The sequence below is a fragment of the Plantactinospora sp. BC1 genome (assembly GCF_003030345.1).
In the GTDB taxonomy this organism is placed as follows: Bacteria; Actinomycetota; Actinomycetes; order Mycobacteriales; family Micromonosporaceae; genus Plantactinospora.
The window spans coordinates 3,582,681-3,608,093 of record NZ_CP028158.1; the positions used below are offsets into that span (position 1 = coordinate 3,582,681).

Consider the following 25,413-nt stretch of genomic DNA (forward strand, 5'->3'; position numbering starts at 1 on the left):
CGGCAGCGGTCGCGTGGCGGCACCGGGCACCGGTCGGGCCGGTCTCCGTGCGGAGACCGGCCGGGTAGAGGACAGCTCAGCGGTCGCAGGCCGCCGCGGACGCGGGCAGCGGCGGCGGCACGCCGACCGTGGGCAGCCCGAGCGAAACCCCGGGGGTACGCGGTGTCCGGCCCGCCTCGGCGGCGTCACCGGCCCGGGTACGCCGGTGGGCCAGCGGCTCCCCGTCGGCGTTCAGGTGGTGTGGCGCGGCGTAGCTGACCGTGGTGTGCACGATGTCGCCGGGCCGGATCTTGCCCTCGTACGAGCCGGCGGCGAAGTGCACCAGCCGGCCGTCCCGGGCCCGTCCGGAGAGCCGTCCGGTGCGCTCGTCCTTGCGCCCCTCGCCGACCGCGACCAGCACCTCGACCGGGGTACCGACGAGCTTCCGGTTCTCCGCCCAGGTGATCTCCTCGACCGCCGCGATCAGCCGCTCGTAGCGCTCCTGCACCACCTGCTTCGGCAGTTGGTCGGGCATGGTCGCGGCGGGCGTGCCGGGGCGCTTGGAGTACTGGAAGGTGAACGCGGAGGCGAACCGGGCCTCCCGGACCACCTCCAGGGTGCGGGCGAAGTCGGCCTCGGTCTCGCCGGGGAAGCCGACGATGATGTCGGTGGTGATCGCCGCGTCCGGCATCGCCGCCCGAACCTTCTCGATGATCCCGAGGTAGCGCTCGGCCCGGTACGACCGGCGCATCGCCCGGAGCACGTCGTCGGAGCCGGACTGCAACGGCATGTGCAGCGAGTGGCAGACGTTCGGGGTCTCGGCCATCGCGGCGATCACGTCGTCGGTGAAGTCCTTCGGGTGCGGGCTGGTGAACCGGACCCGCTCCAGCCCCTCGATCCCGCCGGTCGCCCGGAGCAGCTTGCCGAAGGCGAGCCGGTCACCGAACTCGACGCCGTACGAGTTCACGTTCTGGCCGAGCAGGGTGACCTCGAGCACACCCTCGGCGACCAGGGCACGTACCTCGGCCAGGACGTCGCCGGGCCGGCGGTCCTTCTCCCTGCCGCGCAGCGCCGGCACGATGCAGAACGTGCAGGTGTTGTTGCAGCCCACCGAGATCGACACCCAGCCGGCGTACGTCGACTCGCGCCGGGTCGGCAGCGTGGAGGGGAAGACCTCCAGCGACTCCAGGATCTCCACCTCGGCGGCGGTGTTGTGCCGGGCCCGCTCCAGCAGCACCGGCAGCGCGCCGATGTTGTGGGTGCCGAAGACCACGTCGACCCAGGGTGCCCGGCGGACGATCTCGCCCCGGTCCTTCTGGGCCAGGCAGCCGCCGACCGCGATCTGCATGTCGGGGTGCTTGTCCTTGACCGGGCGCAGGTGGCCGAGGTTGCCGTAGAGCCGGTTGTCGGCGTTCTCGCGTACCGCACAGGTGTTGAAGACCACCACGTCCGGGTCGTCGGAGTCGGCCGCGCGCACGTAACCGGCCTGCTCCAGCAGTCCGGAGATCCGCTCGGAGTCGTGCACGTTCATCTGACAGCCGTAGGTGCGCACCTGATAGGTACGCGGGCTGCCGGGGGCTGCGGTAGTCATGACAGTGACAGAGTATCCGCAGGACTCGGGAAGCCCGTTCCCCCGGGACGTCGTCCACTCCCCTTCACCGGAAGGTAGCGCCATGTGCCGGAGCATCAAGACCCTTCGCCAGCCGTACGCCGAGGTCGTCACCGAGACGGACATCGAGGCGGCGGCGTTGCAGTACGTCCGCAAGATCTCCGGGTTTCGCGCCCCGGCCGCGCACAACGCGGCGGCGTTCGACGCCGCGGTGGCCGCCGTGGCCGAGGCGACCCGGACCCTGCTCGACCAGCTCGTGGTGAAGGGCTCCGGCGCCGGCCAGCCGGCGAAGGACGGCCAGCCGGCCGGCTAGCGGCCCGGAGCAGCCCGGCTGGCGAGTCGGCGGTCAGGCGGCGGCGAGCGCCGGGATGACCGAGTCGGGGACCCAGCGCGAGCGCTGGCACGGCGACCAGCCCCGGCAGCGCGGGCTGAGCAGCGTGCAGAGCCGCTGTTCGGAGAGGATCTCGCCGTCCTCGGTGTCCCGCACGTCGTGGTGCACGGGCCGGATGGTGCCGTCGGCCGCGACCAGCAGGTGCCGGCCGGCGTCGAGGGTGTCGTCCGCCAGCAGGCAGGCCCGGCCCAGCCGGCGGGCGAACGCCGCGACGGCGCTCACCTCCGGCAGCCCGGCCGGCACCCCGTAGCAGTCGACGGAGGTCGGGAAGTCGCCGGGGCGGTGCCAGACGTCGACCAGCAGCGCGCCGGACGGCACCCGGACCGGGTCGACCCCGCCGAGCGGCAGCACCGGTACGTCGAGCGCGTCGGCAAGCGCGAGGCGGATCTCCGAGGCGGCGACGCGCCCCTCCGTCCTCCAGTTCCACAGCTCGATCATTGCCGCCTCCTCGCCGTAATCGTTCGTGGCTGGATGCCGGGTCTCGGTCGGGCATCCCCCGTCGGGCCGGGCACCCCGGTGCCTGGGTGTGACGGCCTCACCCACGATGGTGCCGGGCACACCCGGTCGAGAGCGGCTAAGTTACCGGTCTGTGACCATATCCGCCGAAATAGACGGCCGTTGACTACCTATTGTAGTCGGAGGAAGCCACTGCTCCGGCGCAGCGCGCCGGGGATGCTCACCCAGCGTGTTCTGTTCGGCTCGGCCCGGTCGGGCACCGGACACTTCGGGCTGCCGCCGGTGACCCGACCGCAGGCGCCGCCGGGTGCGACGACCGCGAATACCTTTCCACTGATCGAGGTGTTCACCGGCCGGGCGACCGGCACGGACCCCGCCGAGTCAGCCGCCGCCCGGCGCCTTCGCAGCCGGTGCCTGGTCGGCGATCTTTTCTGGACCACCCTCGACCGGCGTCGGCGACCGGCCGTCCCGGTGAACCGCCCGAATGGCGCACACCCTACGATCAGGGGCGGAAGGATGCCGCTGGCTGAGGAGGCGGGCAGGCGCCTGGTGGTCCTCCCGGTCTTCAAAACCGGTGCGACCGAGTAGCTCGGTCGGGCGGGTTCGATTCCCGTACGCCTCCGCCAGCAATTTCCGCGACTTTCCCGCGACGACCCCGTTGCCCGGTTTCCGATGCCCCTCCGTGCCGGGTCCGGAAGCGGGCAACTGTCGCCAGCTACCCAACGTCATTCCTTCTTTACGGTATGTGACGCACGTCGTCGGCGGTGTTATCGCCCCGTGATGAACTCGATTGCATTCCAGCACGTCAGGTCCCCTAGAGTTGCGTCACCGATTCAGCGGAATCCGGTGCGACAGATCGTGGACGAGACAGGTAGGGGGACATGACCGAGCGGAGCGAGCGCGTCAGCCAGCTCAGTCACCCGGGTCATGGCGCCGACGAGCGCAGCGAGGAGACGACGTGACCGGTACGACCGACCAGCCGCTCATCAGGCTTGACGGGGTCAACAAGTGGTTCGGCCCGTTGCACGTGTTGCAGGACGTCAACCTCTCCGTAGAGCGGGGCGAGGTCGTCGTGGTCATCGGTCCGTCCGGCTCCGGAAAGTCGACGCTGTGTCGGGCGATCAACCGGTTGGAGCCGATCAACTCCGGGACGATCACCTTCGACGGTCGACCGCTACCGGCCGAGGGCCGGGCACTGGCCCGGCTGCGCAGCGAGGTCGGCATGGTCTTCCAGTCGTTCAATCTCTTCGCCCACAAAAGCATTCTGGACAACGTGACCCTCGGCCCCATAAAGGTCCGCAAGGAGAAGCCGACCGTCGCCCGGGAGCGTGCCATGCAGTTGCTGGAGCGGGTCGGCATCGCGAGCCAGGCGGAGAAGTACCCTGCTCAGCTCTCCGGCGGGCAGCAGCAACGGGCCGCCATCGCCAGGGCCCTGGCGATGCAGCCGAAGGCGATGCTCTTCGACGAGCCCACCAGCGCGCTGGACCCGGAAATGGTCGGCGAGGTGCTGGACGTGATGACCTCGCTGGCCAGCGAGGGCATGACGATGGTGGTGGTCACCCACGAGATGGGCTTCGCCCGGCACGCCGCCAAGCGGGTCATCTTCATGGCCGACGGCCAGCTCGTCGAGGACGCGCCGCCGGACGAGTTCTTCGGCAACCCGCGCAGCGAGCGGGCCAAGGACTTCCTGTCGAAGATCCTGACCCACTAGTTGTCCAGTATGTGGAGCGTCGCTGCGGGCGCCGCTCCACCAAGAGGAGGAGAAAGATAATGCGTATCGCACGCATGGCGGCGCTGACCGCTATGGCGGCGCTCGCCCTGTCGGCCGCGGCCTGCGGCGAAGAGGGTGCGCCGACGCCGAGCGGAGCCGGCAACGGCTCCGACGCCCCGGGCGGCGACACCTGCCAGACGTCCGGCACGACCTTCACCCCGGCCTCCAACGTCGCCATCACCGGCAGCCCGACCTACGACAAGATCAAGGCGGCCGGCAAGGTCAGCGTCGGCGTCAAGTTCGACCAGCCCTTCCTCGGCTACAAGGACGCCCAGGGCACCCGGTGCGGCTTCGACATCGAGATCGCCCAGTACGTCGCGAGCAAGCTCGGGATCGACCCGACGAAGATCGAATACAAGGAGATCCCGTCGGCGAACCGGGAGACCGCGATCAAGGGTGGTGAGGTCGACTACTACGTCGGCACCTACTCGATCACGGACAAGCGGAAGAACGACATCTCCTTCGCCGGGCCGTACTACGTCGCCGGACAGGCCCTGCTGGTCCGCAAGGACGAGACGGCGATCACCGGCAAGGACACCCTCAAGGGCAAGAAGGTCTGCTCCGCGACCGGTTCGACGCCGATCCAGAAGGTCCGGGACGAGGGCCTGACCGAGCCGGAGAACATCGTCGAGTTCAAGACGTACTCCGAGTGCGTGTCGCAGCTGCTCGACGGCAAGGTGGACGCGCTCACCACCGACGACGCCATCCTGAAGGGCTACGCGGCGCAGGCGGCCGGCGAGCTCAAGGTCGTCGGCGAGCCGTTCAGCACCGAGAAGTACGGCATCGGCCTGCCCAAGGACGACAAGGCGCTGCGGGACTACGTCAACGACCAGATCCAGGCGGCCTTCACCGACGGCACCTGGCAGAAGATCTACGACGGCACGCTGGGCAAGTCCGGCTCCTCGGCGACCCCGCCGACGCTGGAACGGTACTGACAGCCGCTGACGGCGATCTGATCTGCTAACGACGCCGGGCGGGGAGTCCGCTCCCCGCCCGGCCTGGCGACGACTGAGAGCGAGGCATGGGCGAGTTCTTCCGCGTACTGGCGGACAACCAGGACCTGTTCGTCGACGGGTTCACCAACACCGTCAAACTCTTCCTGATCTCCGCCGTCTTCACCCTCGTCCTCGGCACCCTGCTCGGTGCGATGCGGGTCTCCCCGGTTCCCGCGCTGCGCGCGTTCGGGGCGGCGTACGTCAACGTGCTGCGCAACACCCCGCTGACCCTGGTCTTCGCCTTCCTCGTCTTCGCGGTGCCGAAGCTCGACGTCAACATCGACTACTTTCCGGCCGCCTGCATCGCGCTCACGCTCTACACCTCGGCATTCGTCTGCGAGGTGGTCCGCTCCGGCGTGAACACCGTGGCGGCCGGGCAGGCCGAGGCGGCCCGCGCCCTGGGCATGACCTTCGACCAGGTACTCGGGTTGATCGTCCTGCCGCAGGCGCTCCGCTCGATGGTGCCGCCGATGATGAGCGTCATGATCGCGATGCTCAAGAACACCACGATCGCCGCCGGCTTCTCCGTACTGGAGGCCGGTGCCATCCCGGCGTACATGGCCGAGCGGGGTGAGCCGCAGTTCGCCGTGCTGCTCTGGATCACGATCGGCTTCCTCATCCTCATTCTTCCGCTGGTCTTCCTACAGCGGTTCCTCGAGCGCAAGTGGACGGTGGCACGGTGAGTCAGGCGACGGTTCTCTACGACCTTCCGGGGCCGAAGGCACGCCGCCGCAACGGTCTGATCGGGATCCTCACCATCGCCGGGATCGTCGCTCTGCTCGCCTTCGTGGGCTACCGGCTCTGGGAGACCGGCCAGTTCGAGGCACGCAAGTGGGAGCAGTTCAGGTTCGAGGCGGTGCAGGTCGAGCTGCTCAACGGGCTCTGGGCCACCCTGAAGGCGGCCGGCATCGCCGCCGTACTCGCCATGCTCTTCGGCGCCGTCTTCGCCAGCGCCCGGCTCAGCGACCGGTGGATCCTGCGCGCGCCGGCCACCTTCGTCGTCGAACTCTTCCGGGCCATCCCGCTGCTGATCCTGATCTTCTTCGGCTACTACGTGCCGTTGCAGTACGGCTGGCCGATCGACAAGATCTGGGCGCTGGTCATCGGGCTGACCCTCTACAACGGCTCGGTACTGGCCGAGATCTTCCGGGCCGGCCTCAACGCCGTACCCCGGGGCCAGTCCGAGGGCGGGTACGCGATCGGCCTGCGCAAGAACCAGGTGCTCCGGCTGATCCTGCTGCCCCAGGCGGTGCGCTCGATGCTGCCGGCGATCGTCAGCCAGCTCGTGGTGCTGCTCAAGGACACCGCGCTCGGGTTCATCATCACCTACCCGGAGCTGCTCTACGTCGGCAAGACGATCGGCGGCCGGCTGTCGTTCGGGCTGCCGTACGTGCCGACGTACCTGATCGTCGCCGCCATCTACATCTCCATCTGCGGGCTGCTCTCGCTGCTGGCCTGGTGGTTGCAGAAGCGGATGATGCGGATGCCGAAGACGGCCGCACCGGTGATGCAGACCAAGGAGGCGGGCGGCGCCGCCAGCACCCTCTGAGGCAGCCACCTCGGATCGCTCAGCGGAACTTTCCGGGGCGAGGTTCCGGCGGCAGGTGCGCGCCGGTCAGCGGGCGATCTCGGTGACCCGGGACTCGCGTACCACGGTCACCCGGATCTGCCCCGGATAGGTCAGCTCCTCCTCGATCTGCTTCGCCACGTCCCGGGCCAGCACCGCCGCGCCGATCTCGTCGACGTCGTCCGGCTTGACCATCACCCGGATCTCCCGGCCCGCCTGCATCGCGAAGACCTTCTCCACGCCCGACTTGCCGGCGGCGATCTCCTCGATCCGCTCCAGCCGCTTGACGTACGCCTCCAGGCTCTCCCGGCGGGCGCCCGGCCGACCGCCGGAGCAGGCGTCGGAGGCCTGGGTGAGTACCGCCTCGATCGTCTGCGGCTGCACCTCGTTGTGATGCGCCTCGATCGCGTGTACGACCTCCTCGGCCTCGCCGTACTTGCGGGCCAGGTCGGCGCCGATCAGCGCGTGGCTCCCCTCCACCTCGTGGGTGAGCGCCTTGCCGATGTCGTGCAGGAACGCGGACCGCTTGATCAGCGGCACGTCGAGCCGCAGCTCGGCGGCCATGATCCCGGCGATGTGCGCGGTCTCGACCAGGTGCTTGAGCACGTTCTGCCCGTACGACGTCCGGTAGCGCAGCCGGCCGAGCAGGCTGACCATCTCCGGATGGATCTCGGTGATCCCGACCTCGACCAGGGCGTCCTCGGCGGCCCGTTGGCAGAGCCGCTCCACCTCGTGCTTGGCGGTCTCGAAGACCTCCTCGATGCGGTGCGGGTGGATCCGGCCGTCGAGTACCAGCTTCTCCAGGGTGAGCCGGCCGATCTCCCGGCGTACCGGGTCGAAGCAGGAGAGCAGGACCGCTTCCGGGGTGTCGTCGATGATCAGGTTGACTCCGGTGACCGACTCGAAGGCCCGGATGTTGCGCCCCTCGCGGCCGATGATCCGGCCCTTCATCTCGTCACCGGGCAGGTGCAGCACGCTGACCACGCTCTCCGCGGTCTGCTCGCTGGCCACCCGCTGGATCGCGTCGACCACGATGTGCCGGGCCCGCTGCTCGGCGGTGTTCCGGGCGTCGGCCTCGATGTCCCGGACCAGGATCGCCGCCTCCCGCTTCGCCTGGCCCTCGATCGCCTCCACCAGCTCGGCCCGGGCCGCGTCGGCGGTCAACCCGGCGATCCGCTCCAGCTCCCGCTTCTGCCGCTCCTCCGCCTCGGCCAGTGCGGTCTCCCGGGCCACCAGCGCCGCCTTCCGGGCCGCCAACTCGGCGGTCGCGGCGCTGAGCTGACGCTCCCGCTCGGCGAGCCGCTCCACCTCCTCGGTGTGCAGCCGCTCCCGCTCGTCCATCCGCTGGGCCCGACGTTCCACCTCGGCCGCCTGCTCCCGGGTGGTGGAGGCGAGCAGCGAGATCTCCCGCTCGCCGCTGCGCCGGGCCGCCGCGCGTACCTGCTCGGCGTCCGCCTCGGCCTGCCGGTGCGCCCGGTCCAGTACCGTGTCGGCCTCGGCCCGGGCGGCGTCCAGCACCCGCTGCGCCTCGGCGCGGGCGGCGCTCGCCTCGGCCTTCGCGGCGGCGGCGTCGGCCCGGGCCGCGGCGGCGGCCGACTTTGCCGTGTCGACGCTCGACGACGCCTCGTCGGCGGCGGTACGCAGCGCCGCCAGCGACTGTTCCTGCCGGTCCTTCTCGGCGACGAAGGCCGGATCGTCCGGTGGCGGCGTGGCGGCCACGGTCCCGATCCGGCGCAGCGCCCGGGTGCCCAGGCTGATCGCGACGAGCACCAGCGCGGCCAGCCCGACGATGGCGGCCAGCAGCACCCATTCCAGGCCGCTCATGCCGGCACTCCGCTACGCCGGGTGCCGGCGTGCGGCACATCCGCACTGAACTGGCTGATTCGCTCGCGTCGCTCGGTCATGCCGGAGCCCCGGCGTGACTGAACCCGCTACCGATGCTGGCCCGCTCGGTCATGGCCGCCTCCCCTGTGCCGTCAAGCGCCGGAGGGACCACGCCCGTGGGTGGGGCGTGCCCTACGGCTGTCACGACGCCCGACCGAGGCGGCTGGCCGAGGGTACGGCCACCGGGCAGTGCCCCCCGGGGACACCGCCGACGACCGGGTGCTGGTGCTGCGCGGTCACCCGACCGGCCCGTCCGGTAACCGAATAATCTGGCCGATGAACTGGCCTGAAGTGATGCCGTACTGTTACGCGATCTATGTTGTGCGCTTAGCCTGCGATGGTCGGGAAAACTCGTCTAAGGCGAGGCTAGGTCGCGATGGGGCATTCGGTCAAGAAACTCATGATCCGGCCAGGTGACTGACGTAGGGCGACGGCACGCTCACGGGAAGCTGATTTCAGGGCGGGCATAAGGGGGCGAGTCCGGAATCCGACTCGACCTGCGGCCACGACGACACCGGTCCGGATATCGGACCGGAAGCGCTCCCAGCTCGGAGCACGGGCACCCGCCCGACGCCCCGGAGGGCCCTCGGCGACTCAGCCCGCGCCCAGCGTCACCGCCGCCGCCACCAACTCGGGATTGCCGGGCGCGGGCGAGCCGTCCGGCAGCGTCCGGATGTCCTCCAGCCCGATCCGGGTGCCGAGCCCGCGCCGGACCGCCTCGACGAGTACCGCCCAGCTCGCCGGCCCTTCGCCGTGCAGCAGTATCGGTGGGCCGTCGGCCGGGAGCGCGGCGAGCATCGCGGCGGCGTCGGCCAGCGCCTCGGCCGGCTCCGGCCGCATGCACTCGACCAGCACCCGTACGCAGGGCACCCGCCACCGCTGGTACGCCGCCACCGCCTCGACCGTCCAGAGGCCGGCCTCGACCCCGACACCGCGCTCGTGCAGCGCCCCGGCCACCAGCTCGGCACCCGGCTCGTGCGCGTTGACCGAGGCGAAGTCCGGCAGCACCGTCCAGCCGCGTACCGCCGCCAGCCGGGCGGCCGGGTCGGGCTGGATCCAGGCACCGGTGCTGACCCCGACCGGCAGGCCGGGACAGGCTCGGCGGATCGCGGTGACCGCCGCCGCGATGTCGGGCGCGGCCAGCGACTCCCGCCCGTCCCGGTCCCTGGGGTGGACGTGCACCGCCACGGCACCGGCGAGCCGGCACCGGGCCGCGTCGGCGGCCAACTCGGCGGGGTCGACCGGCACGGCGGGATGCTCGTCGCGGCGTACCCCGCCGTTGAGACATGCCTTCAGCACGTTGACGGCTCCGCAGTCCAGCTCAGGCGCCCCTAGAGGGCGTCGCGATCGGGTTCGGCACCGGCTTCGGCCAGCGCGTCCGCGTCGATCTGGTCGGCGAACTCGGCCGCCTCGGCGTCCCGCTCGGCCAGCGCGTCCCGGACCGCCCGGATCGCCACCCCGGGCGGGTAGCCCTTGCGGGCCAGCATCCCGACCAGCCGCCGGAAGACCGCCTCGGGAGAGCCGGTGGCGGTACGCAGTTTCCGGTCGACCAGTTGCCGGGCCGTCTCGGCCTCGGTCGTCTCGTCCAGCTCGCCGAGCGCCTCGGTCGCGATGTCGGCGTCCACGCCCCGCTGGCGCAGCTCGTTGGCGAGGGCGCGCCGGGCCAGTCCCCGGCCCTGGTGGCGGCTGCTCACCCAGGCCCGGGCGAACGCGGCGTCGTCGATGATGCCGACCTCGTCGTAGCGGTCGAGCACCTCGGCGGCCACCTCTTCGGAGATGCCCCGCCGGGCGAGTGCGGTGGCCAGCTCGGCCCGGGTGCGCGGACGCACGGCGAGCTGACGCAGGCAGATCTCCCGGGCCTGCTCCGCCTCGTCACGCGGAGCACTCGGCGTCGGCGACCCGTCCGGATCCGCGTCACCCGGTCCTCCCGCCCCTGCGGGCCACCGCCCGGACGGGCTGGCCGGGCCACCTGACCGGCCCCGGCGCGCACGGCCGGTGCCACTGCCGCCCGTACGGGCCGACGGGGCGGCATCCCACCCCCGGCCCGTACGGGCACCACGTCGTCCTGCCACGTCGATGTGGACCCGGTCGACCGTCAGAAGTCCACCGGCGGAAGCTCCGGCCCGCCGGCCGCGTCCGTCCCGGCGGCCATCCCGACGCCGAGCTTCTCGAGGATCTTCTTCTCGATCTCGGCCGCCACGTCCGGGTTCTCCCGGAGGAACTCGCGGGCCTTCTCCTTGCCCTGGCCGAGCTGGTCACCGTCGTAGGTGTACCAGGCGCCGGACTTGCGGATGATCGACTGCTCCACGCCGACGTCGATCAGCGAGCCCTCCCGGGAGATGCCCTTGCCGTACATGATGTCGAACTCGGCCTGCTTGAACGGGGCCGCGACCTTGTTCTTCACCACCTTGACCCGGGTCCGGTTGCCGACCACGTCGGTGCCGTCCTTGAGGCTCTCGATCCGGCGCACGTCGAGCCGGACCGAGGCGTAGAACTTCAGCGCCCGGCCACCGGTGGTCGTCTCGGGGCTGTTGTGCACCATCACACCATCGACGAAGTAGTTGTGGTTACCCTCGACCTCGATGTCGAACCGGTTCATCGAGCGGGTCTTCGGCTTGACCCGCACGTCGATGATCCGCGCCGGCACCGGCGTCATCTCCGCCGGCACGAACTCCGGCTGGACGACACACCGGCCGTGGAAGCGCGGAAGCAGCTTGGACTCCATCGCCACGGGCACATACGGCGCGACGATCTCCTGGAACCTCGCCGAGGCCGCGGTGGTGAACTGGATGAACGACATCTGTCGCGCACCCCGGCTCACCAACTTCACGTCCAACTCGTACGCGTCCCGCAGGTGCTCGACCAGGCGTTCGCGCGTGCCCTCGGCCATCGCCTCGACGCAGATCTCGATCCGTCCCGAGCCGCCCTCGGTCCGCTGCTGGAGCCCCTTGGAGCGCAGCGTGAAGCCACCGTCGTCCATGTACCACACCGCGAGTGCCAGCGGCGTCAGCGCCTTGAGGTAGTCCCAGCTCAGATGCTTCTTCCCGTCGCCGAGGTAGACCGCCCGACGCAACTCGTCCAGCTCGGGCAGCGGCGTGAAGTCCGCGAAGACTGCCCCTCGGGCGTCGGTCCGGCGCGAGTTCGGGATGTTTCCGAGCAGCGACACCTTCCAGTCGAGGTAGCCGGCCTGCTCGGCACCGTGGCCGAGCCGGAACCGCACCCCGGACCGGTCACGCCGGTTGGGCGAGAGGTTGCCGTCACCCATCAGCGAGCCGAGCACCACCTGCCACTGCTGCTCGCTGAGCCGGCGTTGCTCGGCCAGCATCACCCGGTCACCGGCGATCAACTCGCCAGCCTCGCGCCAGCCGCCCGGGGTCCGGACAAGGTGGTTGGCGGTGGCGGCGAACTGCGCGCGCCCGTTGCCGCCGGACTTGGCGACCGTGAACTGGAGGAACTCCTCGGCCGGACCGTTGTTGAACCAGTTGACGATCCGCTTGGGCTCGACCCGGTCGGTCTCCGGGTCGTACGAGAGCACCTCGACGTCCATCCGCTGGTTGACGATCTTGCCGATCTTCTCCTGCGTGCCGTCCGCGAGGGTGACCCTCGTCGAGTACGACATGCAGCCGAACATCACACCGATCTTTTCGCGGAGCTGGTTGATGAAGATCGCCGTGGTGCCGGTGTGACTCAGCACACCGGTGATCTTCCGCAGCGCCTGGCTCATCAGCCGGGCCTGGAGGCCGACGTGGCTGTCGCCCATCTCGCCCTCGATCTCGGCACGCGGCACCAGCGCGGCGACCGAGTCGATCACGATGATGTCGAGCGCGCCGGACCGGATCAGCATGTCGGCGATCTCCAGCGCCTGCTCACCGGTGTCCGGCTGGGAGACCAGCATCGCGTCGGTGTCCACGCCCAGCGCCTTCGCGTATTCCGGGTCGAGGGCGTGCTCCGCGTCGATGAACGCGGCGATGCCGCCGGCCTTCTGTGCGTTGGCCACCGCGTGCAGCGCGACGGTCGTCTTACCGCTGCTCTCCGGGCCGTAGATCTCGACGACCCGGCCGCGCGGCAGACCCCCCACGCCGAGCGCCACGTCGAGCGCGATGGAACTGGTCGGAATCACGGCGGTCTGGATGACCGGCCGCTCCCCCAGCCGCATCACCGAGCCCTTGCCGAACTGCTTGTCGATCTGAGCGAGAGCAAGGTCGAGTGCCTTCTCCCGGTCAGGTCCTGCCGCCATCGTCGCCACCCCTGCCTTCGCCGGCATCTTCGCTGAGCTTTTCGTCACGCGCACACGCTAGGCGCTCGGTCCGACAGAAAACAGCCGGCTGGCCGCGACCTGTGGATGGGCGCCCCGCTGTGGACAATAGCCGAACAGGTGTACGACTCGGCACACGACACGCCAAACTACTATAAGTGCCTAATCGATCACTTTGAGACGCGTGTCGATCGATGGTCAGCGTAGCCGAGCCGGCACCCGGTCCGGGTACGCCGCGCAGACCGCCCGCCACACCACCACGGTCTCCTCGCCGGCCTCCAGCGCCTGCCGGATGGTCCGGCCGCCCAGCTGCGGCAACACCTGGTCGGCGGCGATGCTGCCGGCGTACGCCGGACCGAACGTCTGCTCCAACCGCGCCCAGAAGTCTGTCAGCCGCACCGAACCAATCCCCTTCCCCGACGGACACCCGCCCGGTCCTCAGGCACCGCCCCGCACCCCCGGCGACGCCGTCCGCAACGCTAGCGCCAGCAGCGGCACCACGGCGACCGCGGCCAGTAGGTTGAGCACCGGATAGCCGGCAACCTGGATGACAAACCCGCTCAGCGCCCCGGCCAGCGCCCCGGCCAGCCCCATGGTCAGGTCGGAGAGCCCCTGCACCGCCGGGCGCACCGACGCCGGCACCGACTCCGACAGCAGGGTCGAGCCGGCCACCATCGTGCCGGACCAGCCGAGCCCGAGCAGGGTGAGCCCGATCGAGATCCGGACCGTGTCGTGCCCGGCGGTCCCGGCGACCGCGCAGGCGGCGAGGAGCACGCCGAGTCCGCCGAGGATCACCGCACGCCGGCCGAGCCGGTCGGTGAGCCAGCCGACCAGCGGGGAGAGCGCGAACATCCCGGCGATGTGCAGGCTGAGCACGATGCCGACCACCCGGAGCAGGTGGGCGTCGGAGTGCCACTCGCCGAGGCGTACCGGGGTCATCACCATCACCCCGACCATCACCAGGTGCCCCATCGCGACGGCGGAGATGCCGAGCCGGGCCGCCGGCAGCTCGCGGACCACCCGGAGGGCGCCGCGCAGGCCGTCGTCCCGGCCGGGCCGGGTGCCGGGGGTGGCGGCCACCGGCGGGGCGTCGGCGGCCGCGAGCCGGCGGGCGGTCAGCAGCGGGTCGGGCCGGAGGAACACCAGGAGTACGCCGGCAGCCAGCGCGAAGGCGAACACGCTGAAGACGAAGGGGCCGGCCAGCACGGGTACCCCGGTCCAGGCCAGCGCCCGGTCGGCCGGCGCGGCGAGGTTCGGGGCGGCCACCGCGCCGATGGTGGTGGCCCAGACGGCGATCGACAGGTGTCGGCCCCGGCGGGCCGGATCGGCCAGGTCGACGGCGGCGTACCGGGCCTGGAGCCCGGCGGTCGTCCCGCCACCGAAGAGGAGCGCGCCGACGAAGAGCAGCGGTACCCAGTCCGTGACCGCCGCCACGATGATCAGGACACCGCCCACCGCGCCGACCAGGTACGCGGTGATCAGCCCCGGCCGCCGGCCACCGGTACGCATGATCCGGCTGACCGGTACGGCGAGCAGCGCCCCGCCGACCACCGAGGCGCTCTGCACCAGGCCGGAGATCGCGGTGCCGCCGAGCCGCGCCGCGAGCAGCACGCCGACGGTCATCCCGATGGTCATTCCGGTGCCGCCGATGATCTGGGTGAGGCAGAGCAGCAGCAACGTGCGCCGCTGGACCCGGGCGACGCCGACCGGCGCCGCCCCGGCGGGGCGGCCCCCGACTCCGGTGGTGAGTTCCGCCGTCATGTCAGCCGCTCCCGTCCCCGTTTCGGACCCGCCGCCTCCGGCGGGGCGGCCCGCGTCGGGCACCGCAAGGAGCGGTGGGCCGGGGCCATCCTTACCCGCGGATCGAAGCACGCCTCCCGGCCCGGTTCAACCCCGATTCGCCGCCGGCGTAGCCGCGAGCCGCCGGCCGGTCAGAGCCCCAGGTCGCGGCCGATGATCTCCTTCATGATCTCGGTGGTGCCGCCGTAGATGGTCTGCACCCGACCGTCCAGCCAGGCCCGGGCGACCGGGTACTCCAGCATGTAGCCGTAGCCGCCGTGCAGTTGGACGCAGCGGTCGGCGACCCGGTTCTGCAACTCGGTGGTCCACCACTTGACCTTCGCCGCGTCCACCGCGGAGAGCCGGCCCGCGTTGAACTCGGCGACACAGTGGTCGAGGAAGGTACGGGCGATCGTGACCTCGGTGTCCAGCTCGGCGAGGAGGAAGCGGTTGTGCTGGAACGCGCCGATCGGCCGGCCGAACGCCTGGCGGGACCGGGCGTGCTCCAGGGTGACCGCGAGCAGCCGCTCGGCGGCGGCGACCGCGGCGACCGCGATGCCGAGCCGTTCCCGGGGCAGGTTCGCCATCAGGTGGTAGAAGCCGCTGTTCTCCGTACCGAGCAGGTTCGCCGCCGGCACCCGGCACTCGTCGAAGAAGAGTTCGGCGGTGTCGTTGGCCTTCAGCCCGACCTTGGCCAGCCGGCGTCCCCGGGTGAAGCCGGGGGTGCCGCGCTCGACCACCAGCAGGCTCACGCCGTGCGCGCCCCGCTCCGGCGCGGTCTTCGCCACCACCACGACCAGGTCGGCCAGCTCGCCGTTGGTGATGAACGTCTTCTGTCCGGTCAGGACGTAGTCGTCGCCGTCCCGGGTGGCGGTGGTGCGGATCCCGGCCAGGTCGGAACCGGCGCCCGGCTCGCTCATCGCGATCGCGGTGACGATCTCGCCCGCGCAGAAGCCGGGCAGCCAGCGCGCCCGCTGCTCGTCGCTGGCCAGCTCGCTCAGGTACTGCGCGACCACGTCGTTGTGCAGCCCGAACCCGAGCCCGGAACAGCCGCTGGCGACGATCTCCTCGACGAGTACGGCGTTGAACCGGAAGTCCCGCTGTCCGCCGCCGCCGTACTCCTCGGGGACGTCCGTTCCGAGCAGCCCGGCCGCACCGGCCCGGCGCCAGACCTCCCGGTCGACGATGCCGTCCGCCTCCCACCGGTCGTGGTGCGGCACCGCCTCGCGGGCCAGGAACGCCCGGCAGAGCTGGCGGAACTCGTCGTGCACGGGCTCGTAGAGGTGCTGTTCCATGCCGGCCAGTCTGCCCCGGCGACCCGGACGGGCACATCCCCGGCCAGCGCTCAGACCTCGGCGAGTCGCTGGTGCCGGTGTGCCGCCATCCGTACCGGCGCGTTGGCGTCGCCGAAGCCGTCGTAACCGGCCCGGCGTTGCAACACCTCGAAGAAGATCCGGCCACCGTAGACCGGGGTGTAGAGGTGCAGCAGCTCGCCGCCGTGCGGGTCGCGGTCGTAGAGGATGCCGTACCGGCGGAGCCGTTGCGCGGTCTCCTCGTCGAGACCGAACCGGGCGACCAGGTCGGCGTAGTAGTTGTCGGAGATTCGCAGTGTGGCGGCGCCGAGCCGGTCGAGCGCGGCGGCGGTACCGAAGATGTCGTCGGTGCCGAAGGCGACGTGCTGCGGATCGGCCACGGACGGCGCCCAGTCACCGCGCCGGAGCACGGCGACGGTGAGGGCGAGCCGGACCGCGCGCCCCGGGTCGGTGAAACCCCGGGAGCGCATCAGCCCGAACGGTGCGGCGTACTCCTCGGTACCGAGCCGGGCGAGCCCGAGCACCGAGCGGTAGAAGAGGCCCGCCTCGTCGAAGTGGTCGAAGGGCTGGGTCAGCCCGAGGTGGTCGGTGGCGACGAGTCCGACGCCCTCGGCGACCTCGTTTCCGGTCGGCAGGAAGTCGGCCCGCCAGCCGTCGTCGGGTTCGGCGAGGAAGACCGAGGTACCGTCCGGGGCGGCGATCGCCGCCAACTCGGCCTCGGCCGGGCCACGGCGCCGGGGCAGTACCGGCGCGTGCAGCGCCGCGGCCCGGTCGACGCCGCGGTGCGGATCCGTGGTGGTCAGCGCGAACGCGCTGATCGCGGCGGTGCCGGACGCCTGTGGGCGGGTCACCGCGCTGTTCAGCACCACCCGGCAGCCGCCCTGTTCCCAGAGCTGGACCGGCTTGGAACGGTGCTGCCCGGTGTGCGTGAAGCCGAGCCCCCGGAGCACGTCCTGAAGGAGCGGGCCGGACCGGCCGTCGACGGCGAACTCGGTGAAGGCGTGCCCGGTCAGCCCGGGTGCCACCGGTAGTCGGCGTGGCTGCCGGTTCGACCGCCCGGTCGGGTGCAGGCCGTCCTCCAGGTAGACCAGGGAGCGCATCGCGTCGACGGCGGTACGGGCAGGGTCGGACTGCCGGAAGACGTCGTTGAAGACCTCCAGGGAGAGCGGTCCGGCGTACCCGGCGGAGAGCACGAGCCGGACGAAGCCCGCCAGGTCGAACGCGCCCTGTCCGGGGAAGAGCCGGTGGTGCCGGCTCCACTGCAACACGTCCATCCGCAGCTGCGGCGCGTCGGCCAGTTGCAGGAAGAAGATCTTGCCCGGGGTGATCCCGGCGATGCCGGCCGGGTCGACCTCCCGGGACAGCACGTGGAACGAGTCCAGGCAGAGGCCGAGCGCCGGATGGTCTGCCCGGTCGACGATCCGCCAGGCGTGGTCCCAGGTGGAGACGTGCCGCCCCCAGGCCAGGGCCTCGTAGGCGATCCGGATCCCCCGGGCGGCGGCCCGGTCGGCCAGCAGCCGGAGTTGCTCGGCGGCCAGCCCGTCGTCGTCGACCGCCGCCGGCGCCACCGACGAGCAGACCAGCAGGGTGTCGGCACCGAGGTCGGTCATCACGTCGAACTTGTGCTCGGCCCGGGTCAGATTGGCCCGCAGCAGGTCGGCCGGCACCGCCTCGAAGTCCCGGAACGGCTGGTACAGCTCGATGGTGAGCCCCAGGTCGGCGCAGCGGGCGCGTACCTCGGCCGGCGACCACGCCGAGACCACCAGGTCGTTCTCGAAGAGTTCGATGCCGTCGAAGCCGGCCGCCGCGGCGGCGGCGATCTTGTCTTCGAGGGTGCCGGAGAGGCAGACCGTCGCGACGGCCCGGCGCAGGGTACGGCCCGGGCCGGTGCCGGCCGGCGGAGTCGGGGCGGAACTGCGGCTGCTGGTCATGGCGTACCTCTCCCGGGGGTGTGCGGTCGGCGGCGACGCTCCGGGGCGCGGTGGTCAGCGGCGGCGGAGGTAGCCGGTGACCATCTCGGCGAGCATGGTCCGGTAGTGCTGGCGGCTGGTGGCGGCGAGCAGGTCCCGGTCGAACAGCGCGGCGAAGGTGTGCCGGTTGGCGACCCGGAAGAAACAGAAGGCGCTGATCATCATGTGTACGTCGAGAGCGTCCACGTCGGAGCGGAACGTCCCGGCCCGCTGCCCGCGCTCCAGTACGCCGCGCAGCAGGTCGACCGCGGAGCTGTTCAGGTCGACCAGCCGGGCGACGTGGGTCATGTGCTCGGCCTGCTGGGCGTTCTCCACCCCGACCAGCTTGATGAAGGCCGGATGCGCCTCGTGGTGGTCGAAGGTGACCTCGGCGAGGCGCCGGATCGCGGCCACCGGCTCCAGGTGGTCGACGTCGACGCTCCGCTCGGCGGCCCGGATCTCGCCGTACGCGCGCTCCAGGACGGCGAGATAGAGCTGCTCCTTGCCGCCGAAGTAGTAGTAGATCATTCGTTTGGTGGTGCGGGTGCGGGCGGCGATCTCGTCGACCCGGGCGCCGCTGTAGCCCCGGTTGGCGAACTCGTCGGTGGCGACGTCGATGATGTCGGTCCGAGTGCGTTCCGCGTCGCGCCGCCGCTCGGCGGCCGGGGTCGCGCCCCGGTCGGGCCCCGCCTCGGCGGCCGGTGCCGCCCGCAGAGTCATCGCCTCGTCCCTCCGGATGTCCGTCATCGGACCAGTGTGCCGTGCCCCCGGTGTGCCCTTGACAGGCCCGACGCCGAGGCGGATAACTAACGTACCAGTTCGTACATTAGCTGACGCCGGTCCCGGCCGACGGCACCTGCCGGTCCGGACCGCGCCGGAACAGGACGGGAGCACCATGCGGACCTGCCGCTACGGGTTGGTCGGAGCGGGCATCGACGCGTCGCTGTCGCCGGCACTGCACGAGACCGAGGGCCGGCACCACGGCCTCGACCTGTCGTACTCGCTGCTCGACGTCGACCGGCCGGAGACCCCGGCCGAGCTGCGCCGGCTGCTGGACGACGCCGAGGCGGCCGGGTTCGCCGGGCTGAACATCACCCATCCGTTCAAGCAACAGGTGATCGAGCTGCTCGACCGGCTCGCCCCACCGGCCGACGACATCGGCGCGGTCAACACGGTCGTCTTCCGGGACGGACGGCGGATCGGCTACAACACCGACGCCTACGGGTTCACCGAGTCGTTCCGGCTCGGACTGCCCGGTGCCGCCACCGGCCGGGTCGTGCAGCTCGGGGCCGGCGGTGCCGGCGCCGCCTGCGCGTACGCCCAGCTGGCGGCCGGGGTCGGGCAGCTCACCGTGGTCGACCCCGACCCGGACCGGCGCGGTCTGCTCGCGGAGACCCTGAGCATGCGGTTCGACACCGAGCGGATCGCGGTGGCCGACCCGGCGGAGCTGCCGGCCGCCGTCGGCGCCGCCGACGGGCTGGTCAACACCAGCCCGGTCGGCATGCGGACGCATCCGGGGGTACCGCTGCCGGTCGAGCTGCTGCACCCCGGCCTGTGGGTGCTGGACGTCATCTACATGCCGGTGCAGACCGAACTGCTCGCCGCCGCCCGGGCGGCCGGCCTGCGGGCGGTGGGTGGCACCGGGATGTGCGTCTTCCAGGCCGCCGCCGCGTTTCAACTGTTCACCGGTCGGACGCCGGACACCGGCCGGATGCTGCGACACCTCGACAGGCTGCTCGCCGGGCGAGCCCGGCACGCCGCCTGAACCGGTGCCGCGCGGTCACCCCCGCGCGGCGCCTCCGCACCACCGGCCGTCCGACCGGGACGGTCCACACCCCCCACACCCCACACCACCCCCGGAGTATCCGATGAGCCGACAGGCGACCACCCCCGACAGCGCCGTACCCCCCGACGACCCGGTCACCCGCGAGCTGCCCGAACCGATGCCCCTGCGCCGGATGGTCGGCCCCGGCGTGGTGGCGGTCGGCATCGGGATGGCCGCCGGGGAACTCATCCTCTGGCCGTACCTCACCGCACTCGGCGGGCTCGGCCTGCTCTGGCTGGCCATCGCCACCCTCGCCGTCCAGTTCGTCATCAACATGGAGATCGAGCGGTACACCCTGGCCAGCGGCCAGACCGTCGTCGCCGGGTTCTCCCGCTGGTGGAAGGGCTGGGGCATCCTCATCTGCCTCGCCGGAGCCTTCCAGTACGTCTGGCCCGGCTGGGCCACCAGCGGCTCCGCCGTCTTCACCTATCTGGTCGGCGGCGGAGACGCGGTCTGGATCACCGTCGGCGTGCTCGTCGCCATCGGCGTACTGCTCTCGGTCTCCAAGGTGGTCTACCGGACCGTCGAGCGGGTCGAGATGGTCAAGGTCGCCCTCACGCTCTTCTTCCTGGCCGTGGTGGTGGTCTTCGTGATCTCCCTGAGTACCTGGGGCGAGGGCGCGAAGGAGACGGTCGTCGGCTTCGGGCAGATCCCGGCCGGGATCACCTTCACCATGCTGCTCAGCGCGATCGGCGCCGCCGGGGCCGGTGGCGTGCACAACCTGGTGCTGAGCAACTGGATCCGCGACAAGCGGTACGGGATGGGCGCGCACGTACCCCGGCTCATCTCGCCGATCACCGGCCAGGAGGAGGCCGCCGGCTCGGACCGGTACGCCTTCCCGCAGGACGAGGGGAGCCTGGCCCGCTGGGCGACCTGGTGGAAGCGGGCCAACATCGAGCACTTCTTCACCTTCGCGCTGGTCTGCTTCGTGACCATCACGATCATGTGCCTGCTCGCCTACCAGACCCTCTTCGGCCGGGAGGATCTGACGAACGACCCGTCGTTCCTGCGGATCGAGGGGGACGTACTGGCGTCCGAGGTCGGCGCCTGGCTCAAGCCGCTCTTCTTCGCGATCGCCGTGGTGTCGCTCTGGGCCGCCGCGATGGGGCTGCTGGACGTGATCGGCCGGGTGGCCAGCGACTTCCTTCGGCGCAACTACCTCACCGCCTCGACCCGGTGGACCGAGGCCCGGCTCTATCTCGCGGTGGTCTGGGCCGAGATCGTCCTCGGCTCGATCATCCTGCTCGCCGGCTTCAGCCAACCGCTCGGCCTGCTGATCATCTCCACCTGCGCGGCCTCGGTGGTCACCCTGCTCTACTCGATCCTGCTGGTCCGGCTCAACATCCGGGACCTGCCGACGGCCATCCGCCTGCGCGGCTGGCGGCTCGGCGGCATGCTGGCGGCGATCGGCTTCTACGGCTTCTTCGCCGTCGCGATGGTGGTCACCCAACTCCAGCGGCTCTGACGCGGCCCGGTGCTGCCGGCCCTCGCCGGGTCGGCATCACCGGTCACGTGCGCAGCGTCCAGGTGCTGGGCCAGGTCGCCGGGGCTCAGCCGAGCGCCCCGGCCACCACCTTCAGGTCGTCGACCAGGCCGGCGTAGGCGGCGTCCCGGTCGTCGGCGCGGAGCACCGCCGAGGGGTGGATGGTGGCGACCAGCCGGGTCGGCGCGACCGTCTCCCGCTCGCCGGTCGGCCCGACCGGTACCTTGGCGAAGTCCTGCGGCCGCTGCGCCGACTCCGGCCAGGGCAGGAGTACGCCCCGGGACTGGGTGACCCGGAACGAGGGGCCGAGCAGCGCCTTGGCCGCCGTCGCGCCGAGCACGACCACCACCTCGGGGTGCAGCCGGGCGAACTCGGCGACCAGCCAGGGCCGGCAGGCGACGATGTGCACCCGGTCCGGCGTCTTGTGCAGCCGGCGCTTGCCGCGCATCTCGAAGCGGAAGTGCTTGACCGCGTTGGTGATGTAGAGCTGCGCCGGGTCGATGCCGGCCTCGTCCACCGCCCGCCGCAGCAGGTGCCCGGCCGGCCCGACGAACGGCAGTCCCTTCTGGTCCTCCATGTCGCCGGGCTGCTCGCCGACGAAGACCACCCGGGCCTGCTCGTCACCCCGGCCGAAGACCGTCTGGGTGGCGTCCCGGTACAGCTCGCAGCCCCGGCAGCCGCCGGCCGCGTCGCGCAGCTCGGCCAGGCTGCCGGCGTCGGGCGGGATGAACTCCTGCGCTCCGGGCGCGGTCTCCGTCTCAGGCATAGCGCATGTTCTACCCCGTATCCCCGGGGTCACGCACTCAGGGTGGCCGGCGTGGCGGGCGCGGCGGCCCGGGCCAGGGCGTCGGCCAGCGGCGCGATGTCGGCCTCGGCGAGCGGGCTGACCGTGATCCGGATTCCCGGCCCGCTGGCCAACCGGAACAGCGAGCCGGGCGCCACCACGTAGCCGGCGTCGCGGAGCACCGCGACCGCCCGGGTCTCGTCGGGTACCGGCAGCCAGACGTTGATCCCGGTACGGCCGTACCCGCTCAGCCCGCGCTCGGCGAGGGCGGCGTGCAGCGCGGCGACCCGTCCGGCGTAGCTGTCCCGGGCCACCGCGATCCGCTCGGCGACCGCCGGGTCCCGCCACAGCGCCAGGGTGAGCCGTTGCAGCAGCGTGGAGACCCAGCCGGAGCAGACCCGGAGCCGGCCCGCCACCCGGGCGACGGTCACCTCGTCCCCGGCGAGCACGGCGAGCCGCAGGTCCGGCCCGTACGGCTTGCTGGCCGAGCGGACGAAGGCCCAGTTCCGGGTGGCGCCGGCCAGGGTGTGCAGCGGCTCGACGGCCAGTTCGGCGGCGTGGTCGTCCTCGATCAGCAGCACGTCGGGGTGGTCGGCCAGCACCGTCCGCAGCTCCGCCGCCCGCTGCGCGCTGACCGCCGCCCCGGTCGGGTTCTGTGCCCGGCTGGTCACCAGCACCGCCCGGGCTCCGGCGGCCAGCGCGGCGCGCAGCCCGGCCGGGGTGGGGCCGGCCTCGTCGACCGGCATCGGCACCGCCCGCATCCCGAGCGTGGCGACCAGGTCGATGGTGTTGGCCCAGCCGGGATCCTCGATCGCGACCGCGTCACCCGCGCTCAGGTTGCCGACCAGCAGCCGCTCGATGCCGTCCGACGCGCCGCCGGTGACCGTGACCGCCTCCGCCGGCACCCCGTCGGCGACCAGCCGCCTGCGGGCCGCGTCGACGAGTTCCGGGAGCACGCCGCCGTCCCGGTAGTTGACCGCCGCGGCGGTGGTCTCGGCCAGCGCGGCCAGGTGCGGCCCGATCGGCGGGAGCAGCCCGGGATCGGGTTCGCCGACCGAGAGGTCGAGCGCGCCGGGCGGCGCGGGCAGCCGCAGTGCGGCGCGGCGGCCGCCGACCGGCGGCTTCGGCCGGATCCGGGTGCCGTTGCGGCCGGCGGTCTCCACCACCCCGCGCTGGCGCAGTCCCTGGTACGCCTTGGCGACCGTCGCCGGGCTGACCCCGAGCCGCTGGGCGAGGGCCCGGACGGCGGGCAGCGCGGCTCCGGCCGGCAGCTCCCCGGTCCGGACGCCCGTCTCCACGCTGGCCGATATCGCGGCTGCCGTCGTACCGGCGACCTGATAATGTGCTGTCACAGTTCTGTGATTGTACTATAACAAAAGGGTGGACGCCAGATGGCCGATCAGACGCATCCGAACGGCGCCGCAGAGACCTACCGGCAGACCCCACGGAGCACCGCCAGCCGCGACCGGTCGAGGATGGACTACCGGCGCGACTCCGCACACGAACTGCTCGACGAGGCGTACCACTGCCACCTCGGGTTCACGGTGGACGGTGAGCCCCGGGTCCTGCCCACCCTGCACGTCCGGCTCGGCGAGACGCTCTATCTGCACGGCTCCACCGGCAGCCGGCCACTGCTCGCCGCCCGCTCCGACGCCGGACTGCCGGTCTGCGTCGCGGTGACCCAGCTCGACGGGCTGGTCTACGGCCGCTCCCAGTTCCACCACAGCGCCAACTACCGCTCGCTGGTCGCACACGGCACCGCACACCTGGTCGCCGACGAGACGGAGAAGCGGCGCGTGCTGACCGCGCTGGTCGAGAAGGTCGGCCGGGGCCGCAGCGCCGACAGCCGGCCACCGAGCCGCCGGGAGCTGGCCGAGACCGCCCTGCTGGCCCTCCCGCTGCGGGAGGTCTCGGTGCGCACCCGCACCGGCGGCGTACGCGACGATCCCGGCGACCACGACCTGCCGCACTGGGCCGGCGTGCTCCCACTGCGTACCGTCGCCGGGCGACCCGAGCCGGACGCCGGGGTGACCGCCGCGCTCCCGGCGTACCTGCGCCCGGACCGCTCGCGCTGGCACACCCCGGCACCGATGGCCGGCGCGCACGTCCGGCTCGTCCCGCTGGCCGAGTCGCACGTCGACGCCCTCTTCGCGGCGACCCGCGACCCGGAGGTCTGGACCCACCTGAGCGCCGCCCAGCCGCACGACCCGGCCGGGATGGCCGAGATCGTCCGGACCGCCCTGGACGCGCACTGGCGGGCCGAGCGGGTGCCGTGGGCGCAGCTCGACGCGACCACCGGCGAGGTGGTCGGGACCACCTCCTACTACGAGATCGACCCCGGGCACCGGTCGGTGGCGATCGGACACACCTGGCTGGGTCGGCGCTGGTGGCGTACCGGGCTGAACACCGAGGCGAAGCTGCTGCTGCTGGGCCGGGCCTTCGACGAGCTCGGCGCGGAGCGGGTGGTCTGGCACACCGACATCTGCAACGAGCGGTCACAGCGCGCGATCGAGCGGCTCGGCGCCACCCGGGAGGCGGTGCTCCGGCGGCACCGGATCCGGCCGGACGGCTCGTGGCGGGACACGGTGCAGTACGCGATGCTCGCCGACGAGTGGCCGAAAGCACAGGTCAGGCTCCGGGAAAGGCTTCAGCGGGCCGCCCCGGCGGGGCGATGATGACCGGCGTGCTGGGGATCACCGACATCTGGACCTACGTGCTGGGCACGGTCGCCATCATCCTGCTGCCCGGACCGAACTCGCTCTACGTGCTCACCACCGCCGCCAAGACCGGGGTACGCGCCGGCTACCGGGCCGCCGCCGGGGTCTTCCTCGGCGACGCGGTGCTGATGGTCCTCTCCGCCGCCGGGGTGGCCTCGCTGCTCAAGGCGTACCCGCCGATCTTCATGGTGATCAAATATGGCGGCGCGGCCTATCTGGGTTACGTCGGGCTGATGATGCTGCGCGGCGCGTGGCGGCGCTGGCGTACCCGGAACGACCCGGCGGTGGCGCCGCTGGTCGACACCCGGCCGGCGGCGGCCGACCGGCCGTTCCGGCGGGCGGCGGTGATCAGCCTGCTGAACCCGAAGGCGATCCTCTTCTTCATCTCCTTCTTCATCCAGTTCGTCGACCCGGCCTACCCCTACCCGGCGCTGTCGTTCCTGCTGCTCGGTGCGATCGCCCAGGTCACCAGCGCGCTCTACCTGACCATGCTGATCTTCACCGGTACCTTCCTCGCGGCACAGTTCCGCCGCCGCCGTCGGCTGGCCGCCGGGGTGACCACCGGGATCGGGGCGCTCTTCCTCGGCTTCGGCATCAAGCTGGCGACCGCCAGCGCCGGCTGAGTCCCCGGCTCGACGGCCCGGCCCCGACCCGCC

22 protein-coding genes, 1 tRNA gene and 2 pseudogenes are annotated in these 25,413 nt (G+C 71.8%); 10 read left to right on the plus strand and 15 right to left on the minus strand.

Features of this window, described 5'->3' with window-relative positions:
• Positions 1 to 76: 76 nt before the first annotated feature.
• Positions 77 to 1,570, minus strand: coding sequence for a tRNA (N6-isopentenyl adenosine(37)-C2)-methylthiotransferase MiaB (gene miaB, locus C6361_RS15445; protein WP_107268155.1), 1,494 nt, complete (start codon positions 1,568 to 1,570; stop codon positions 77 to 79).
• Between the two features lie 82 nt (positions 1,571 to 1,652).
• Between miaB and C6361_RS15450 the strand changes: the two genes are divergently transcribed.
• Positions 1,653 to 1,901, plus strand: coding sequence for a DUF2277 family protein (locus C6361_RS15450; protein WP_107258600.1), 249 nt, complete (start codon positions 1,653 to 1,655; stop codon positions 1,899 to 1,901).
• 33 nt (positions 1,902 to 1,934) lie between these two features.
• Here the strand turns inward: C6361_RS15450 and C6361_RS15455 are convergent, their stop codons facing one another.
• The gene (locus C6361_RS15455) at positions 1,935 to 2,417 is read right to left on the minus strand and encodes a hypothetical protein (RefSeq protein WP_107258599.1); all 483 of its coding nucleotides are present in this window, start codon (positions 2,415 to 2,417) and stop codon (positions 1,935 to 1,937) included.
• 548 nt (positions 2,418 to 2,965) lie between these two features.
• Here C6361_RS15455 and C6361_RS15460 point away from each other — a divergent pair.
• From C6361_RS15460 to C6361_RS15480, 5 genes are all read left to right on the plus strand, one after another.
• A tRNA-Sec gene (locus C6361_RS15460) sits at positions 2,966 to 3,061 on the plus strand.
• A gap of 332 nt (positions 3,062 to 3,393) precedes the next feature.
• Positions 3,394 to 4,146 (plus strand): amino acid ABC transporter ATP-binding protein, encoded by a 753-nt coding sequence (locus tag C6361_RS15465; RefSeq protein ID WP_107258597.1) that lies wholly within the window; start codon positions 3,394 to 3,396, stop codon positions 4,144 to 4,146.
• A 59-nt stretch (positions 4,147 to 4,205) separates the two neighbouring features.
• Positions 4,206 to 5,141, plus strand: coding sequence for a glutamate ABC transporter substrate-binding protein (locus C6361_RS15470; protein ID WP_107268156.1), 936 nt, complete (start codon positions 4,206 to 4,208; stop codon positions 5,139 to 5,141).
• 86 nt (positions 5,142 to 5,227) lie between these two features.
• Positions 5,228 to 5,884, plus strand: a complete 657-nt coding sequence (locus C6361_RS15475) for an amino acid ABC transporter permease (protein ID WP_107258595.1) — start codon at positions 5,228 to 5,230, stop codon at positions 5,882 to 5,884.
• Positions 5,881 to 6,750, plus strand: coding sequence for an amino acid ABC transporter permease (locus C6361_RS15480; protein WP_107263952.1), 870 nt, complete (start codon positions 5,881 to 5,883; stop codon positions 6,748 to 6,750). The genes C6361_RS15475 and C6361_RS15480 overlap by 4 nt, the downstream gene beginning before the upstream one ends.
• Before the next feature lie 66 nt (positions 6,751 to 6,816).
• Here the strand turns inward: C6361_RS15480 and rny are convergent, their stop codons facing one another.
• The 11 genes and pseudogenes from rny to C6361_RS15525 form a co-directional block, all read right to left on the minus strand.
• Positions 6,817 to 8,592: a ribonuclease Y gene (gene rny / locus C6361_RS15485; RefSeq protein WP_107258594.1), complete on the minus strand. Its 1,776-nt coding sequence runs from the start codon at positions 8,590 to 8,592 to the stop codon at positions 6,817 to 6,819.
• A 654-nt stretch (positions 8,593 to 9,246) separates the two neighbouring features.
• A complete protein-coding gene (locus C6361_RS15490; RefSeq protein ID WP_107268157.1) occupies positions 9,247 to 9,951 on the minus strand; it encodes a 3-keto-5-aminohexanoate cleavage protein in 705 nt (234 codons plus the stop codon).
• A 32-nt stretch (positions 9,952 to 9,983) separates the two neighbouring features.
• Complete coding sequence (locus C6361_RS15495; RefSeq protein WP_107258592.1) at positions 9,984 to 10,724, minus strand: regulatory protein RecX; 741 nt, start codon at positions 10,722 to 10,724, stop codon at positions 9,984 to 9,986.
• Positions 10,725 to 10,747: 23 nt separating this feature from the next.
• Entirely contained in the window at positions 10,748 to 11,251 is a 504-nt protein-coding gene (locus C6361_RS39000; RefSeq protein ID WP_369931429.1) for a hypothetical protein, read from the minus strand.
• 171 nt (positions 11,252 to 11,422) lie between these two features.
• Positions 11,423 to 11,977 (minus strand): annotated as a pseudogene (locus tag C6361_RS39005) (LAGLIDADG endonuclease); the annotation flags it as partial.
• Positions 11,978 to 12,037: 60 nt separating this feature from the next.
• A pseudogene (recA, locus tag C6361_RS39010) lies at positions 12,038 to 12,889 on the minus strand (recombinase RecA); the annotation flags it as partial.
• 216 nt (positions 12,890 to 13,105) lie between these two features.
• Entirely contained in the window at positions 13,106 to 13,306 is a 201-nt protein-coding gene (locus tag C6361_RS15505; protein WP_107258591.1) for a DUF3046 domain-containing protein, read from the minus strand.
• Between the two features lie 39 nt (positions 13,307 to 13,345).
• Positions 13,346 to 14,668, minus strand: a complete 1,323-nt coding sequence (locus tag C6361_RS15510) for an MFS transporter (RefSeq protein WP_107268158.1) — start codon at positions 14,666 to 14,668, stop codon at positions 13,346 to 13,348.
• A gap of 170 nt (positions 14,669 to 14,838) precedes the next feature.
• Positions 14,839 to 15,981 (minus strand): acyl-CoA dehydrogenase family protein, encoded by a 1,143-nt coding sequence (locus C6361_RS15515; RefSeq protein WP_107268159.1) that lies wholly within the window; start codon positions 15,979 to 15,981, stop codon positions 14,839 to 14,841.
• Positions 15,982 to 16,031: 50 nt separating this feature from the next.
• Entirely contained in the window at positions 16,032 to 17,930 is a 1,899-nt protein-coding gene (locus C6361_RS15520) for a bifunctional sugar phosphate isomerase/epimerase/4-hydroxyphenylpyruvate dioxygenase family protein (RefSeq protein WP_107268160.1), read from the minus strand.
• Between the two features lie 54 nt (positions 17,931 to 17,984).
• Positions 17,985 to 18,695: a TetR/AcrR family transcriptional regulator gene (locus C6361_RS15525; RefSeq protein ID WP_234359512.1), complete on the minus strand. Its 711-nt coding sequence runs from the start codon at positions 18,693 to 18,695 to the stop codon at positions 17,985 to 17,987.
• A gap of 148 nt (positions 18,696 to 18,843) precedes the next feature.
• Here C6361_RS15525 and C6361_RS15530 point away from each other — a divergent pair, with 148 nt between their 5' ends.
• Together C6361_RS15530 and C6361_RS15535 are read left to right on the plus strand one after the other, a co-directional pair.
• On the plus strand, positions 18,844 to 19,713 hold the full coding sequence (locus tag C6361_RS15530; RefSeq protein ID WP_107268161.1) for a shikimate dehydrogenase: 870 nt from the start codon (positions 18,844 to 18,846) through the stop codon (positions 19,711 to 19,713).
• A 103-nt stretch (positions 19,714 to 19,816) separates the two neighbouring features.
• Entirely contained in the window at positions 19,817 to 21,238 is a 1,422-nt protein-coding gene (locus C6361_RS15535) for an Nramp family divalent metal transporter (RefSeq protein WP_107268162.1), read from the plus strand.
• Between the two features lie 85 nt (positions 21,239 to 21,323).
• On the opposite strand, the gene C6361_RS15540 is transcribed toward C6361_RS15535, so the two are convergent.
• Positions 21,324 to 22,022, minus strand: coding sequence for a UdgX family uracil-DNA binding protein (locus C6361_RS15540; RefSeq protein ID WP_107268163.1), 699 nt, complete (start codon positions 22,020 to 22,022; stop codon positions 21,324 to 21,326).
• 29 nt (positions 22,023 to 22,051) lie between these two features.
• Positions 22,052 to 23,392, minus strand: a complete 1,341-nt coding sequence (locus tag C6361_RS15545) for an aminotransferase class I/II-fold pyridoxal phosphate-dependent enzyme (RefSeq protein WP_107268164.1) — start codon at positions 23,390 to 23,392, stop codon at positions 22,052 to 22,054.
• A gap of 39 nt (positions 23,393 to 23,431) precedes the next feature.
• Between C6361_RS15545 and C6361_RS15550 the strand changes: the two genes are divergently transcribed.
• Both C6361_RS15550 and leuE read left to right on the plus strand, forming a co-directional pair.
• Positions 23,432 to 24,715, plus strand: a complete 1,284-nt coding sequence (locus C6361_RS15550; protein ID WP_107268165.1) for a bifunctional pyridoxamine 5'-phosphate oxidase family protein/GNAT family N-acetyltransferase — start codon at positions 23,432 to 23,434, stop codon at positions 24,713 to 24,715.
• Positions 24,712 to 25,380 (plus strand): leucine efflux protein LeuE, encoded by a 669-nt coding sequence (gene leuE / locus C6361_RS15555; protein ID WP_107268166.1) that lies wholly within the window; start codon positions 24,712 to 24,714, stop codon positions 25,378 to 25,380. The genes C6361_RS15550 and leuE overlap by 4 nt, the downstream gene beginning before the upstream one ends.
• Positions 25,381 to 25,413 lie beyond the last annotated feature (33 nt).